Origin of the sequence: Segnochrobactrum spirostomi, assembly GCF_009600605.1 — a bacterium.
Classification (GTDB): Bacteria; Pseudomonadota; Alphaproteobacteria; order Rhizobiales; family Segnochrobactraceae; genus Segnochrobactrum; species Segnochrobactrum spirostomi.
The window spans coordinates 1-14,611 of sequence record NZ_VWNA01000003.1 but is presented as its reverse complement, the minus strand read 5'-3'; the positions used below and the strand labels follow the sequence as shown (position 1 = coordinate 14,611).

Here is a 14,611-nt window from a genome sequence, read left to right as displayed (position 1 = left end):
TTCGCTCCGCCTCGGTCCCTTGATTGTAATCAATGACCTCCTTCTTCCGGCCGCGCCCGCCAGCGACTCGGTCCGCCTGTTGCTGGTATGCAACAGCCCGTTTCCCCATCTCCCGTATCGCGCTTAGGACAGCCTTTCGCGCCGCCACACCGCCGGGGTCACGCCGACGACCCGCCGGAAGACGCGGGTGAAATGGGCCTGGTCCGCGAATCCGGCCGACGCAGCGATATGATTGAGCGGCAGGCCGTCGCTCAGCATCGTCTGAACCCGCCGGATGCGAGCCTGCATGTGCCATTGGTGCGGGGGCAATCCGGTCGCGGCTTTGAAGGCGCGGCTGAAATGGGATTGCGACAATCCGACGAGGTCGGCGAGGTCCTGAAGGCGGACCGCGCCGAGAGCGTGCTCTTCCAGATAATCGGTCACGCGCTTGAGTTGGCGGGCTGTCAGCGATGGTCCTGGCCGCTGCACATCCCCCCGAGCCGCAAGAGTCGGATGAGCAGGGCGAGGGTCAGCCCGTCGCCGTAGAGACCGCTGTGGACACCGGAGGTGGCGCACTCGGCCGCGATCAAGCGGGCGAGGGAGAGGACGCCTTCATCGACAAGTCCGAGCCGGAGCGTTTCGAGCGGGCCGTCCTCCGCCTCGTCGCCGAGACGCGCGGCGAGCGTCGCGGCCTCGAAATGAATGTCGAGGTGCCTCAGACGAAGGGGGGATGAAACCTCAGACCAGAGCGGCACGCCGGCCGGAATGAGATTGAAGTATTGCGGCGCATGACAGGGGGGCAGCGCTCCACCTCCGGCCGAGAGCTTCAGGGCGCCCGGCGAGCCTTCACGCTCCAGCACGACGAAGAGGCGCGGGTCGCGCGACACATATTCGCCGCGGGCGCCGGGCGAACACGCGGCGTGCCAGACGTCCGCCACAACCCCTGTCCACCCCCGCCATTGCAGCGGATCGAGCACGGTGATGCCTTCGATCTGCGATGTCATGCGTGGCCGGAATACTTTCTCGTCCTCGCGCAAAAGTATCGCCATCCCTCGTAATCTCGCTCCACATACGAAATAGAGAAATTCCAATAAAGAATAATCGCTGGAACCTCGTAAGGCGATCGGATAACGCAGCAAAAACGTTCCATGCGCAAGAGGAAGGAACAATCCTCGCCGAGGCTTGATTGCTATGAAGCCTGTGACGGATGACGAACGAGCGTGGTGATTTCGATTGGCTTCGCGCTGAGGCGGACGGCACGCGATCTTTGCAGGATTCTAAGATGACACTATCGCAACGGCCTCGCTGGGGCCTCCTCCTGACGGTCGGGGTCGTGGCGGTCTCGGGTGCGCCGATGTCCGCACGCGCACAGGATGCCTCGTCCGATGCGATTCAGCTCGACGAGATCACAGTCCAAGGCGCCGATACCCGCGAGACTGCGACGAGTCCCGTGCGCGGCTACGTCGCGCGCCGGACCGTGACCGGCACCAAGACCGACACCCCGATCCTCGAGGTGCCCCAATCGGTCTCGACGGTGACGCGCGATCAGATGAACGCCCGCGATGTTCAGACCGTCGGTCAGGCGCTCGATTATTCCGCCGGCGTGGTGTCTCAGCCGTTCGGCACCGATCCGCGCTTCGATGCCCCGATCATTCGCGGCTTCTCCGCGGCGAACAGCCAATATCTGAACGGCCTCAAGCTGATGCGCGACCAGGGCGCGACCGCGATCGAGCCTTATGGCTTGGAGCGGATCGACGTTCTGCGCGGGCCCTCGTCGGTGCTCTACGGTCAGGGAAATCCCGGCGGTCTCATCAACATGGTGAGCAAGCGGCCGGTGTGGGACACCATCGCCGAAGTCGACGCGCAGGCGGGCAGCTTCGATAATTATTCCGGCAGTTTCGATGTCGGCGGGCCGATCGGGAAGGGCAGCGAGCTCGCCTACCGCCTCACGGGTCTCGCGCGGACCACCGATACCCAAACCGATTTCGTCGACGAAGACCGCTACTTCTTCGCGCCCGCCTTGACCTGGCAGCCGGGCGACGACACCTCGCTCACGCTGCTCGCGAGCATCCAGCACGATACGCCGCAGTCTCCGGTTGGTCTTCCGCCGGAATACACCGTGAATGCACCGAAGGGGTTGTCGCTCTCGACGAACACCTATCTTGGCGACCCGAACTTCCAATCCTCCAATCGCACTCTGTCCAACCTCGGCTACGAATTCTCCCACAATTTCGACGAGACCTTCGCGGTGCGGCAGAACGCGCGCTATACGTGGCTCAACTGGGACTATGACAGCCTTTATTATAATGGCTTGAGCGCGACAGACGCGGATATCGCCAACCGCGGAACGTCGACCAATTCTGAAAATCTCGGGACCTTCACTATCGACAATCAAGTCGAGAAATCGTTCGCGACAGGGCCGGTCGAGCACACGGTCCTTGTCGGTCTCGACTACCGAAACCACAATGTCGATACGTCGACGACCTTCGGCACGGCGCCGTCGGTGAATGTATTCACGCCATCTTATTATATGGCGATCGTCAACGACCCTTGGTACGAATCGGACACGAACGGCACCATCAGCCAGCTCGGCCTCTATGGTCAGGATCAGGTCCGCCTCGGGCCGTGGCTGCTCACGCTGGGTCTCCGGCAGGATTGGGCGAACGTCGATTCCACGACCGATTCGAACTTCGGCGACACGGTGCAGGATCAGAACGACAGCGCCACCACCGGCCGCGTGGGATTGACCTACCTCTTCGCGAACGGCGTGGCGCCTTATGCGAGCTATTCGACATCGTTCGAACCGGTGATCGGAAACATGCCGGCGGTGCTCGGCGGAGAGCCGTTCAAACCCTCCGAAGGCAAGCAATACGAAGCCGGCATCAAATATCAGCCGGTCGGCATCAACGCGATTTTCACCGTCGCGCTCTATAATCTCACGCAATCGAACGTCTCGACGCTCGAGGAGATCGGTGGTGTCTCCTATACCGTCCAGACCGGCGAGATTCGCGTCCAGGGCATCGAGTTCTCCGCGACGGCGAGCCTCGCCGACGGTCTCAATCTCATCGCGAACTACACCTACATGGATCCGGAGATCACGGCCGGGCAATATTCCGGGAACCGGCCCGCCAACGTCCCCGATTATCTGGCGAATGCCTGGCTCGATTATACGATTAAGGGCGGCGTCATGGAGGGGCTCGGCTTCGGCGGCGGTGTCCGCTTCGTCGGGGAGCGTTATGCCCTCGACGACAATGCGCTGCTGCTCGACTCGAACACCCTGTTCGATGCGGCGCTTCATTATGAAAAGGGGCCGTTCAAGCTGCAGTTGAACGTCAACAACATCGCCGATGAGAAATATGTCTCGAGCTGCGGCTCTTTCGGCTGCTTCTATGGCGATGGGCGGACGGTTCTTGCGCAGCTCTCCTACAAATGGTGATCGCGGCGGATCGGCACGGATGCGCGGGTGCCGAGCGGTGAGCGTACCGACGGGGAGCACGAGGCGAGCCGTCCTCGGCGGGGCGTTCGCTGCGCTCGGCTGGGCATCGCCCGGGCCGCTCGGCCGCGCGTTTGCTGGGATACTGGCGCCGGCCGCGTTGCGGGTCGCGACCCTCGACTGGGCGGTGCTCGAGACGCTGCTCGCCATCGGCAATGTGCCCGTGGCCGCGGCGGAATTGGTGCTCTATCGGCAGATAGTGGTGTCTCCGCCGCCTCCACCGGCCGTGGTCGATGTCGGCCTGCGGGGCATGCCGAATTATGAGGCGTTGCTCGCAGCGCGACCCAATCTGATCGTCAGCACGAATTTCTACCTTTGGGCGACCCCGGCGCTGGAGCGGATCGCTCCGGTCGAGACGGTGACGTTCTACGGGCTAGGGGCGCCGTCCTTCGAGCTGTCGTGCACCGCGACCCGCGCCATCGCCGACCGGATCGGAACGCCGGCTGCCGGCGCGGCTCTGATCGCGCGAACCGAGGCGAGCCTCGACGCCTTCCATCGCGATCTTGCCGGAGTGGCCGGTCGGCCGATGCTCGTGATCAATCTCGGGGACGCGCGGCATTTTCGGGTGTTTGGCATGGACAGCCTGTTCGGCGCGGTGCTCGCGCGGATCGGCCTCGCGAACGCCTGGGACGGGCCGACCCGTTATTCTGCGTCCGCGCCGATCGGCATCGAACGGCTGGCGGCCTTTCCGGACGCCACGATCGTCATTCTGCCTCCGGTGCCGCCAGAGGCGGTGCGGATGTTCGCCGAGAGCAGGCTATGGCGGGCGCTTCCGGCGGTCCGCAACGGCCGCGTGGTGACGCTTGATCCGGTCAATCCGTTCGGTGCGCTTCCGACGGCCGTGCGCTTCGGCACCCTGCTGCGCGATGCCCTCGTGGGGATGACCTCCCATGGCTGAGATTGCCCTCCGCTCAGGCCCCGTGGTGAGGTGGGGCGTCTGGATCTGGGTCGCCCTCGCGGCCGCGGCGCTCGGACTCGGCGTCGTGGTGGTCCTCTACCGCACCCCCATTCCGGGAGAGCTCGATGCGATCGTGCTGTGGCACAGCCTGCTGCCACGGGCGGCGATCGCGCCGCTCGCGGGGGCGGCACTCGGGCTCGCAGGAGTGCTGCTCCAGCGCGTGCTGCGCAACCCGATCGCCGATCCCTCCACGCTCGGCATCGCATCGGGCGCCCAGCTTGCCTTGAGCCTCGCCGGCCTGGTGTGGCCGCTCGGGCTGCCGATCGCACGGGAGGGGATCGCCTTCGCCGGGGGCGGCGTGGCGGCTGCGATCGTCCTCGCCTGGAACTGGCGTCGGGGCCTCGATCCGGTGACGGTGGTGCTGTCCGGCATGGTCGTCTCGCTGATGGCGGCGGCGGCGGCCAACGCCGTGATTCTCGCACGTGGCGAATATGCTCTCGGGATCTTCATCTGGGGTGCCGGGTCCCTGCATCAGCAGAGCTGGCAGCCGGCCGCGCTCGTCGCCGTCTCGCTCGTGCTCGCTGGTGTGGTGTCTGCGCTCCTGGCGCGTCCCTTGGCGGTGCTCTCGCTCGAGGATTCGAGCGCGCGTTCGCTCGGCGTCGCCCTCCCGGCAATCCGCGGTCTCGCCATCGCTTTGGCCGTCTGGCTCGCCGGCTGCGTCGTCGCCGAGGTCGGTCTCATCGCATTCGTAGGGCTCGCCGCGCCGATCTTCGCCCGCATCGCCGGTGCCCGGACGCTCCGCCAGATTCTTCTGGCCGCGCCGTTCGTCGGGGCCGTGCTGCTCTGGCTGACGGACGGGCTCGTCCAAATGGTCGCGGTTCTGATGCCGGGCATTGACCTTCCGACGGGTGCGGTGACGGGCCTGCTCGGCGGGCCGCTGCTCCTGTGGATGCTGCCGCGCCTGCGCACCGCCGCCGGTCTCGCCGCGCCTCGCGGATATGGTCGCCATCGCCTGCGGCATCCCGTCTTCGTCGTGTGCGGTGCGGTGGCGATCCTGGTCGTCGGCAGCCTTCTCGTCGGCCGCAATGCGGAGGGTTTGTCGCTCGCTTGGGGGCCGGACCTTGGGGCGCTGCTGCCGCTTCGCGCACCCCGGATCCTGTCCGCCGCCGCCGCCGGGGCGCTGCTCGGGGCGGCCGGGGCGCTTCTGCAGCGCATTACGGGCAACCCGCTCGCCGGTCCCGAGGTGCTCGGGGTCAGCGCGGGCGCCGGTGTCGGCCTCGCCGCCGTGCTGCTGACGATGTCGGCGCCCGGGCCTGGCGCGATGATCGCCGGTTGCGTGGGTGGCTCGGCGGCTGCGATCCTCTGCGTGCTGGCGCTCGCCGCGCGCCGCCGCCTCGCGCCCGAACCGATGCTGCTCGGCGGCCTCGCGCTCGGCTCGGCCGCCCTCGCCGTCCTCTCGATCGTGCTCGCGAGCGGAGACCCGCGCGCCTTTCCGCTGTTCGTGTGGATGAGCGGGTCGGTCGACCGGCTCGGCACCGTCGAGAGCGTCGCCGGCTTCGCCCTCGCGCTGCTGCTGCTCGCCCCGGTGCCGTTGGTGGCCCGTTGGCTCGATCTCTTGCCGCTCGGCGAGAGCGTCGGCCGCGGCCTTGGCTTGGGAGTGGCCCGCGCGCGGCTCATCCTCGCGATGCTCGCCGCTCTGATGATCGCCGTCGGAGCGTTCCTGGTCGGGCCGCTGAGCCTGATCGGGCTCGTCGGCCCCCATCTCGCCCGTCTCGTCGGCTTCGGCCGGGGCCTCGGCCAGACCCTCGCTGCCGCCGGGCTCGGGGCGAGCTTGATGGTGCTCGCCGATTGGATCGGCCGCACCGTCGCCTATCCCTACCAGATCCCGATCGGGCTTTGCGCCGCGCTGATCGGAGGACCTTATCTGATCTGGCTGCTCGGCGGCGGGCGCCGCCGGGCCTTGTGATGCGAGACGATCCGGGCCTTCACCAGAACCCTTCCTGCAGCGCGGCGGCTTCCTCTTCGAGGAGCGGGCCGATCACTTCGGTCGGCCGCTGGCCGGCCTCGAAGACGATCCGGCACGGCAGATCGAGCGTCGGATTCTCCTCGTGGGCGCCGGTTTGCGCCTTCAGGGCGCGTTCGGTCTGGCCGAAGACGACGCGGCCGATCCCCGCCCAATAGATCGCCCCGGCGCACATCGCGCAGGGTTCGGCGGAGGTGTAGAGCGTGCATTCGGCGAGGAAGGACGGCGGATGCGCCCGCGAGGCCCGCGAGGCGAGGATGCGCTCGGCGTGGGCGGTGAGATCGCGGCCCTCGTGGTGGCTGTGATTGCCCTGTTCGAGCAGCACGCGCCCGTCCGACCCGGCGAGGATGGCGCCGAATGGGTGCTGCCCCGCATCGCGGGCGCGGCGCGCCACGTCGAACGCCTTCCGCAGCAGAGTTTCGTGGTCGGGAATCGTCGGCATCGCGGGGACCTCTTCGAAAGGAGGTCTCAGCTTTTCACGGGCCGCGCGCGCTTGGAAGACGCTTTGAAAGACGACTTGGAAAGAGGGGCGGACCGGCGCGCGCCGCGGCGGGCCGCTCGGCTCAGGCGTGGGTGCGGCCGCCGATGTCGTAGAACCATTCGTCTGGATAGGGATACCACCAGTCCTGCACCGCCGGCTTGTGGTCGATGATGACCATCTTGGCGCGGCGGAAGGCATCGAGCCCGAGGCGGGAGAGTTCGCGGCCGAGCCCCGACGCCTTCCAGCCGCCGAAGGGCAGGGCGTCGTTGTCGATCAGCGGATTGTTGACCCACACCATGCCGGATTCGAGCCGCTCCGAGGCCTCCATCGCCTCCTCGAGGCTCGTCGTGAAGATCGAGGCGCCAAGGCCGAACGGCGTGTCGTTGGCGAGCCGGAGCGCCTCCTCGAAATCCTTGACCCGGCAGATCGCCGCGACCGGACCGAACACCTCCTCGCGCATGATCGCCATCTCGTGGGTGCAGCCGGTGAGGATGGTCGGCGCGTAGAACCAGCCGACCGGCCGGTCGGCCGGGATGCCGCCGCCGGTGACGACCGTGGCGCCCTTGGCGCGGGCGTCGTCGACGAGGCGGATCACCTTGGCGCGCGCCGCCTCGCTGACGAGCGGGCCGATCTCCGAGCGCTCGAGGCCGTGGCCGACACGGAGCCGCTTGGTGATCGCCGCGAAGCGCTCGACGAAGGCGTCGTGGACGGCATCGACCACGTAAAAGCGCTCCGCCGAGGTGCAGACTTGGCCGGAGAGGTGGAAAGCGGCGGTAACCGCCCCGGCCGCGGCGACGTCGAGCGGCGCGTTCGCGGTCACGATCATCGGATCGGAGCCGCCGGCTTCGATGATTGCCGGCTTCATCCGCCCCGCCGCCGCGGCGGCGACCGCGCGGCCGGCCGCGACCGAGCCGGTGAAGGCGACGGCGTGGGTGCGCTCCGAAGCGATCAGGGCCTCCGCCACCGGGGCACCGCCGGGGAGGCAGGCGACGAGGTCGGCGGGAAGGTCGGCGAACACCTTCATAAACTCGAGGGTCGACAGCGTCGTCGCCGGCGCCGGCTTAATGATGCAGCCGTTGCCGGCGGCGAGCGAAGCCGCGACCGTCCAGCACATCAGGAGGACGGGAAAGTTGAACGGCATGATGTGGACCGAGACGCCGAGCGGCTCGTAGCGCGCATATTGGAACGAGCCCGTCTGCGTCGTTCCGGCGATCTTGCCGGCGTCGTCGCGCGCCATCTCCGCGAAATAGCGGAACACGGGGGCGCAATTGGCGAGCTCGCCGATCGCCTCCGGATAGGGCTTGCCCATCTCCCGCGTCATCAGCACGGCGCAATCGCGCAGGTCCGCGGCCTCGATCGTCGAGGCGACCTTGTGGAGGAGGCGGGCGCGGGACTTTGCGTCGACCGTCTTCCACGCCGTCTGGGCCGCGTTGAGCCGGGTGAGCACCGTCTCGATCTCGTCCGCCGTCGTCTCGCCCCGGCTGCCGACGGGCTCGAGCGTCGCCGGATCGATCACCGGGACGGCGGGGCCGGCGCCGGTGTGCCAGAACGGGTTCAGGAAGAACGAGGGGCGATCGGCGGCGAAGGATCGCGCCGCATCGGAGCCGGAGAGCGACATGGCAGGCACCGCAGCGTGAGAGGCGTCGTCGGGGACGACGCGGGCTACCTTCGAGAGGTCGCCCGGAAGAGGGAGGGGGACGCGGACGCCCCCCTGGAATTCGAAGAGGGGCGCGGGCGCCCCCTCTGGGCGCGTCGGAGCGCCGGCCGTCAGCGGATCATGTAGACCTTGCGCACCGTCTCGTGGACGGTGCAGACGCCCTTCCAGTCCTGCGGGAAGAAGGCGGCGGTGTCGGGCACGATCTCGATCACCTCGCCGCTCTCGTGGACATAGGTCGCCCGCCCGGCGAGGAAGTGGCAGAACTCGTCGCGGGTGACGTGGCACTCCCATTTGCCCGGCGTGCAGACCCAGATGCCGCATTCGGAGCGGCCTTCGGGACCCTTGTGGAGCAGCACGCCCGAGGTGTGCGACGCGCCCTCGATCATGGTCGGGATGACGCCCCAATCCTTGAGATCGGTCACGTCGAGCGGGTTGTAGAGCACCGGTGTCGTCATCATGAAATCCGTGTTCGAGGCCGATCAGGCCAGCATGTAGAGATTGCGCATCGTCTCGTGGACGGTGCATTCGCCGGTCCAGCCGGCGGGGAACAGCACGCAGGTGCCGGGCACGATCTCGATCACCTCGCCCGCGTCGGAACGATACGTCGCCCGGCCGGCCACGAAGTGACAGAACTCGTCGCGCGGGATCGACAGCCGCCAGCGTCCCGGCGTGCAGACCCAGAGGCCGCTTTCCGGCTGGTTGTTCGGCCCCTTGTAGAGAAGCCGGCCGCTCGAATGGGAAACGCCCTCGATGGCGTCCGACTGGACGCCCCAATCGACGAGATCGGTGCGGGTGGTCGCTTCCGCGAAGTGCGGCGCGGACGAGGCGGGAGCGCTCACGACATCAATCCTTCCAGAATCTTGGCCGCCTTGGCCGGGCCGCTCTGCGCCTGCATGTGGGCGCTGGTCGCGGCGAGCTTCGCCTTCATCGCCGCATCGGTCAGGCAGGCTTCGATCTTTGCGGCGAGCTCGTCGTCGGTCCATTCGTAGCGCGGCATCTTGAAGCCGTGGCCGGTTTCCTCGACGCGCGTCGCGTTGTCGTGGCCGTCCCACACATAGGGCATGATGATCGCGGGCTTGCCGAAATAGAGGCATTCCGTGAACGAGTTGTTGCCGCCGTGGTGGATCACCGCGTCGACCTGCGGGATCACCGAGGGCTGCGGAAACCAGCCGTCGATGATGACGTTCGGCGGCACGTCGGAATATTGATCCTTGTAGCCGCCGACATTGACGAGTGCCCGGTAGGGGAGCTTGCCGATCACCGCGATGATGCGCTTCAGGAGTTCGGTGTCGCCGGCGCCGAGGCTGCCGAACGAGACGTAGAGCAGCGGCTTGTCGTCGTGGGCGGCGAAGGTCGGCACTTCGTAGGCCGCCTCCTTGCGCACGCAGCCTTCGAGATATTGGAAGCGCTCCGCCGGCAGCGGATGGGCGCGGTTGAACTTCACCGGCTCCGGATAGAGCAGCAGGTTCATGTGAGGCGACGCCTCGAAGAACTGCCCGATCGGATAGGCGGCCTCGCCCGTGTCGGCGAGGAAGGCGTTGAAATCGTCGTGGATCGGCCGGATCACCGTGTTGAAACGCTCGCGGAAGCGGGCATGGCCCTCGCGATCCGTCTCGGCACAGCCCGACAGGTGGGGCGGGATCGCCTCGTCCTCGATCTCGTTCTCCGAGCACGAGATGATGCGCACCCACGGCTTGCCGTATTGCTTGATCGCCGGGAATAGGATCACGTTGTCGACGCAGATCAGGTCCGGCTTGATCTTGGCGAGCACGCCCGGCAGGTCCTTCTGCGCCCATTTGGCGCTGTCGACGATCGCGGTCCAGCAATCCTTCACGTAATTGTCGATCTGGTCGTAAGGCGATTTGCGGAAGTTCGGGATGTGGCCGTTGATGAAGTCCTCCCAGAACTTCGCCATCTGCTCGGCCGGCATCGGCTCCGAGAGGTTCACGGGGTGCGCCTCGAAGCCGTAGCCCTGATAGACCTCGACGAAGCCGGGATCGGAGAGGAACACCGCCTTGTGGCCGAGCGCCTCCACGGCCTGGGCGATGCCGACCGAGTTGAGCGCCGGCCCATAGGCGGCTTCGGGGAAGAAGGCGACGATCTTCTGGGCCATCGGCGGCGCTCCTGACGGGATCAATCGAGGAAAAGGCGGGTGTCGGCGGCGGACCAGCCGAAGGCGACGTCGAGACCCGGACGCAGCGCCCGGCGATCGGCCTCGCCGGCCGAGAGGCGCACCAGGATCGGCTTCGGCGCGATCGGGCTGCGGACGTGGAGTTGCAGATCGAGGCCGTGATAGGCGATCGCCTCGATGGTGCCGCTGGCGCGGTTGACGAGGTCCGGTCCCGGATCGAGCGCGATGCGCTCCGGCCGGATCGCGAGCGCGCCGGCGCGGCCGACAGGCGCGGCCTCGTCGGCGTGGAATCGGGACCCGTCCGCCGCCTTCAGCCCGCTCTCGCCGAAGCTGCCGGGGATGAAGTTCATCACGCCGATGAAGTCGGCGACGAAGCGGGTCGCCGGCCGCTCGTAGATCTCGTGCGGGGCGGCGACCTGAACGAGCCGCCCGCGTTCCAGCACCGCGATCCGGTCCGCCATCACCAGCGCCTCCTCCTGGTCGTGGGTGACCATGACGAAGGTGATGCCGACCTCGTGCTGCAGGCGCTTCAGCTCGAGCTGCATCGCCTCGCGCAGCTTCTTGTCGAGGGCGCCGAGCGGCTCGTCGAGCAGGAGCACGCGCGGCCGTTTGACCAGGGCGCGCGCGAGCGCGACGCGCTGCTTCTGGCCGCCGGAGAGCTGGTCGGGCCGGCGTTCTGCGAAGTCCGTGAGGTGTGCCGTCGCGAGGATCGCGTCGACGCGGGTACGGATTTCGTCGCGCGGCCGCTTCTCCATCTCGAGCCCGTAGGCAATGTTCGCCCGCACGCTCATGTGCGGGAACAGCGCATAGGACTGGAACATCAGATTGACCGGCCGCTTGTTCGGCGGCATCGGCGCGATGTCGACGCCGTCGAGCAGGATGCGCCCCTCGGTCGGCGTCTCGAAGCCGGCGAGCATCCGCAACAGCGTGGTCTTGCCGCAGCCGGACGGCCCGAGCAGGGCGAAGAACTCGTTCTCGCGGATGTCGAGATCGACCCCGGTGATCGCCGACACGCCGCCATAGCGCTTCGCGACGCCCTCGACGGCGAGAACGATCGCGGCGCCGGAGGCGGCATCCTTGGGCATGTCGGGGAGGGAAACCTTCGTGCTCATCGGGGAAACGTCTTCATGGCGCGATGGCCCCGCGGTTCAGGCGCTGGGAGATGAGGAGCGCGGTCGCGCTGACCGCCATCACCAGGGTCGCGAGCGCGTTGATTTCCGGCGTCACCCCGAAGCGGATCATCGAATAGATCTGCATGGGCAGCGTGATGGAATCCCGCCCGGCGCCCGCGGTGAAGAAGGCGATGATGAATTCGTCGACCGAGAGGGTGAAAGCGAGCAGCGCGCCGGCGACGATGCCGGGCAGGATGACCGGCAGCACGACCCGGCGGAACGTGGTGAAGGCGCCGGCGCCGAGATCGCGCGAGGCCTCGACGATCGAGAAATCGAAGCTCTTGAGCTGAGCGCGGACGACCGCCGAGACGAAGGCGAGGTCGAAAACGACATGGCTCGCGATGATGGTATGCAGCCCCATCGTCACGTCCGCCCACGAGAAGAAGGAGAGCAGCGACACGGCGAGCACGATGTCGGGGATGATCATCGGCGCCATGACGAGGGCCTCGAGGCCGCGGGAGCGGCGGGCGCGCGTCTCGAGCCCGAGGGCGAGCAGGGTGCCGAGCACGGTCGAGATCGCCGTCGCGGCGACGGCGACGACGAGGGTGTTCCAGGCCGCGCCGAGGATTTCGGCGTGGTGGACGAGGCTCGCATACCAGCGCGTCGAGAAGCCCGACCACACCGTCGGCAGCCCGGCCTCGTTGAACGAGAGCAGGACGAGCACCGCGATCGGCACATAGAGGAAGCTGAACACCGCGATGAGGATCAGCGTCGCCGAGATCTGCGAGCCCTTCATGCCGGCCTCCGCGCTTCGCCCGCGGCGCGGCCGGTGAGGGCCGCCTGGACGATGAGGAGCACCAGCATCACCGTGATCAGCGCGAGGCCGAGCGCGGCGCCGAACGGCCAATCGTTGGCGGTGAGGAACTGGTCGTAGACGAGGTTGCCGACCATCTGGAATCGACCGCCGCCGAGAAGGGCGGGCGTCACGAAATTGCCGATCGACAGCACGAACACGAACACGGCGCCGGCGGCGACGCCCGGCACGGTGAGCGGCAGCGTCACCCGCCAGAACGTGGTCGCCGCGCCGCCGCCGAGATCGCGCGAGGCCTCGCGCAATTGCGGATCGAGGCGGGAGAGCGAGGCGTAGATCGCGAGGATCACGAAGGGCAGATAATTGTAGACGAGCCCGGCGATGACGGCGCCTTCGGTATAGAGGATCGAGAGCGGCTCGCCCTGATAGCCGAGCGCCTTGAGGCCGGCATTGATGAGCCCTTCGCGGTTGAGCAGCACGATCCAGGCATAGGTGCGGATCAGGTAGTTCGACCAGAACGGCAGCACGGCGAAGAACAGGAGCGTCGCCTGATGGCGCTTCGGCGCGAGGCCGATCGCGTAGGCCGCCGGATAGCCGATGAGGAGGGCGAAGATCGTCGCGAGGCCGGCCACCCGCGCGGACGTGAGGAAGATGCGGGCATAGAGCGGGTCGGCGGCGCGGACGAAATTATCCCATGTAAAGATGTAATCGATCCCGCCATAGACCCCACGCGTGAACACCGAATAGGCGAGCACGAGCCCGACCGGCACGATCATGAAGATCGCGAGCCAGAGGAGCGCCGGCAGCATCAGCCAGGTCGGGCGGGCGAGAACGGGGGACAAGGGCGTCGCTCGGTTCGAAACTTGCCGGGCCGCCCCGCGGGAATTCTCGGATTCCGGCGGGGCGGCGCGAGGGGAGTGGGGCGCGGCCGGCGTCAGTTCGCGGCTTTGATCTCGCTCACCGCGCGGGAATATTCGCGCTGGGCGGGGCCGAGATCGCGCAGGAGCTCGAACTTCACGAGCTCTTCCGGCGTCATCTTCATGTTCGGGAACTTCTCCAGGAAGTCCGGCTTCAGAAGCGCCATCGCCGCCTTGTTCGGCACCTTGTAATCGATGTTCTCGGCCGCCCAGGCATGGTTTTTGGCGTCGAGGATGAAGTTGATGAACTTCATCGCCGCGTCCTTGTGCTCGGAATCCTTGAGCACGACCATGGTGTCGACCCAGAGATCCGAACCTTCCTTCGGCACCACGAACTTGATCGCGGCGTTCTCGGCGATGCCGTAATTGCACCAGCCGTCCCAGGCCTGGACGAGATGCGCCTCGCCCGAAACGAGCTTCGAATAGAAGGTCGTGTCGTCGTAGGCGAGCAGCGACTTTTTCGCCTCGATGAGGAGCTCGGTCGCCTTCTTGACGTGCTCGGGGTTCGGATCGTTGACCGAATAGCCGAGCGGGATGAGGCCGGCCTCCATCAGCCAGCGATCGGTCGAGAGCATGGTGATCTTGCCCTTGAGCGCGGCGTCGGGCTTCACCAGGTTGAACCAGCTGTCGACAGGCGTTTTGACGAGGTCGGAGCGGTAGCAGAGGCCCGTCGTGCCCCAGGTATAGGGCACCGAGAACTTCGCACCGGGATCGTAGGCGAGGTCGATCGCCTGCGGATAGAGGTTGGCGAGGTTCGGCACCGCCGCATGATCGATCGGCGCGAGCAACTTCATCTTCTGAAGCGCCTCGGCGAACGGCGAGGAGACGAACACGAGATCGAAGCCCTTGCCCTTCGAGGCGACGAGCTTGCCCATGATCTCTTCGTTGGTGGCGTGGGTGACGACCTCGACGGTGAGACCGGTCGCCGCCTTGAAGGTGTCGGCGATGTCGGGCGGCATGTAGCCGGCCCAGTTCGAGATGGTGAGATCGGCGGCGGCCGCGCCTTGCGCGGTGAGGCCGAGCGCCAAAGCGCCGGCGGCCAAAAACGCGCGTGCGTCGAACAGCGCGCGGGCCGTCCGGCCCCCGCGGTCGCGGGTCTCGATCGTCAT

Annotated in this window: 14 protein-coding genes; 3 read left to right on the top strand and 11 right to left on the bottom strand. The window is 67.2% G+C overall.

Features of this window, described 5'->3' with window-relative positions; translation table 11 throughout:
- Positions 1-123: 123 nt before the first annotated feature.
- Positions 124-423 (bottom strand): helix-turn-helix transcriptional regulator, encoded by a 300-nt coding sequence (locus tag F0357_RS24715; RefSeq protein ID WP_312861762.1) that lies wholly within the window; start codon positions 421-423, stop codon positions 124-126.
- A gap of 20 nt (positions 424-443) precedes the next feature.
- Positions 444-983 carry a hypothetical protein gene (locus tag F0357_RS24710; protein ID WP_246161837.1) on the bottom strand — a complete coding sequence of 180 codons (540 nt, stop codon included), beginning with the start codon at positions 981-983 and terminating at the stop codon, positions 444-446.
- A 278-nt stretch (positions 984-1,261) separates the two neighbouring features.
- Between F0357_RS24710 and F0357_RS20415 the strand changes: the two genes are divergently transcribed.
- From F0357_RS20415 to fhuB, 3 genes are read left to right on the top strand one after another with little or no spacing between them, the layout of a single operon-like run.
- Positions 1,262-3,415 (top strand): TonB-dependent siderophore receptor, encoded by a 2,154-nt coding sequence (locus tag F0357_RS20415; RefSeq protein WP_153488924.1) that lies wholly within the window; start codon positions 1,262-1,264, stop codon positions 3,413-3,415.
- 37 nt (positions 3,416-3,452) lie between these two features.
- The gene (locus tag F0357_RS20410; RefSeq protein ID WP_312861761.1) at positions 3,453-4,370 is read left to right on the top strand and encodes an iron-siderophore ABC transporter substrate-binding protein; all 918 of its coding nucleotides are present in this window, start codon (positions 3,453-3,455) and stop codon (positions 4,368-4,370) included.
- Positions 4,363-6,336: a Fe(3+)-hydroxamate ABC transporter permease FhuB gene (gene fhuB, locus F0357_RS20405; RefSeq protein ID WP_153488909.1), complete on the top strand. Its 1,974-nt coding sequence runs from the start codon at positions 4,363-4,365 to the stop codon at positions 6,334-6,336. Before F0357_RS20410 ends, fhuB begins: the two co-directional genes overlap by 8 nt.
- A 19-nt stretch (positions 6,337-6,355) precedes the next feature.
- Here the strand turns inward: fhuB and F0357_RS20400 are convergent, their stop codons facing one another.
- The 9 genes from F0357_RS20400 to F0357_RS20360 form a co-directional block, all read right to left on the bottom strand.
- Complete coding sequence (locus tag F0357_RS20400) at positions 6,356-6,835, bottom strand: nucleoside deaminase (protein WP_153488904.1); 480 nt, start codon at positions 6,833-6,835, stop codon at positions 6,356-6,358.
- Positions 6,836-6,956: 121 nt separating this feature from the next.
- Positions 6,957-8,492 (bottom strand): aldehyde dehydrogenase family protein, encoded by a 1,536-nt coding sequence (locus F0357_RS20395; protein WP_153488900.1) that lies wholly within the window; start codon positions 8,490-8,492, stop codon positions 6,957-6,959.
- A 149-nt stretch (positions 8,493-8,641) separates the two neighbouring features.
- Entirely contained in the window at positions 8,642-8,986 is a 345-nt protein-coding gene (locus F0357_RS20390) for a cupin domain-containing protein (protein WP_153488888.1), read from the bottom strand.
- Positions 8,987-9,010: 24 nt separating this feature from the next.
- Entirely contained in the window at positions 9,011-9,370 is a 360-nt protein-coding gene (locus tag F0357_RS25005) for a cupin domain-containing protein (RefSeq protein WP_312861760.1), read from the bottom strand.
- The gene (locus tag F0357_RS20380; protein ID WP_153488884.1) at positions 9,367-10,644 is read right to left on the bottom strand and encodes a nucleotide disphospho-sugar-binding domain-containing protein; all 1,278 of its coding nucleotides are present in this window, start codon (positions 10,642-10,644) and stop codon (positions 9,367-9,369) included. Before F0357_RS20380 ends, F0357_RS25005 begins: the two co-directional genes overlap by 4 nt.
- Positions 10,645-10,664: 20 nt before the next feature.
- Positions 10,665-11,747 carry an ABC transporter ATP-binding protein gene (locus F0357_RS20375; protein WP_153491403.1) on the bottom strand — a complete coding sequence of 361 codons (1,083 nt, stop codon included), beginning with the start codon at positions 11,745-11,747 and terminating at the stop codon, positions 10,665-10,667.
- Positions 11,748-11,787: 40 nt separating this feature from the next.
- Positions 11,788-12,570, bottom strand: a complete 783-nt coding sequence (locus F0357_RS20370; RefSeq protein ID WP_153488879.1) for an ABC transporter permease — start codon at positions 12,568-12,570, stop codon at positions 11,788-11,790.
- Entirely contained in the window at positions 12,567-13,394 is an 828-nt protein-coding gene (locus F0357_RS20365; RefSeq protein ID WP_153491394.1) for an ABC transporter permease, read from the bottom strand. The genes F0357_RS20370 and F0357_RS20365 overlap by 4 nt, the downstream gene beginning before the upstream one ends.
- Positions 13,395-13,519: 125 nt before the next feature.
- Positions 13,520-14,611, bottom strand: a 1,092-nt coding sequence (locus F0357_RS20360) for a polyamine ABC transporter substrate-binding protein (protein WP_153488875.1), incomplete at its 5' end; no start/stop codon positions are given.